The following is a 300-nucleotide window of genomic DNA, read 5'->3' on the forward strand; positions in this document are numbered from 1 at the left end:
CCGCTCGATCCCGGCACGGGCCGTCCCATCCTGGGCGACGTGGCCGCGCAGACCGCGCAGTGCCTCGCGAACGTGTAGGCCATCCTCACCTCCGTGGACGTGCCCTTCGACGACATCGTGAAGGTGACCATCTTCGTGAAGAACCTGGCCGATGCGAGCGTGGTGGACGACTTGTACACGACGTTCTTCCCCGAGTCCGGCACCGCGCGCGCCGTGAACTACCTGCCGGCCCGCACCGTGGTGCCGGTGAAGGATCTGCCCTACCACTGCGACGTGGCCGTCGAGGCCGTGGTCTCCCAT

1 protein-coding gene is annotated in these 300 nt (G+C 67.7%); it reads left to right on the forward strand.

Going from position 1 to position 300, the window contains the following annotated elements:
* Nucleotides 1-81: 81 nt before the first annotated feature.
* On the forward strand, nt 82-300 hold a 219-nt coding region (locus tag NE591_RS14465), incomplete at its 3' end, for a RidA family protein (protein ID WP_371130634.1).

Source organism: Adlercreutzia sp. DFI.6.23 (genome assembly GCF_024462535.1).
Taxonomy (GTDB): Bacteria; Actinomycetota; Coriobacteriia; order Coriobacteriales; family Eggerthellaceae; genus Adlercreutzia; species Adlercreutzia rubneri.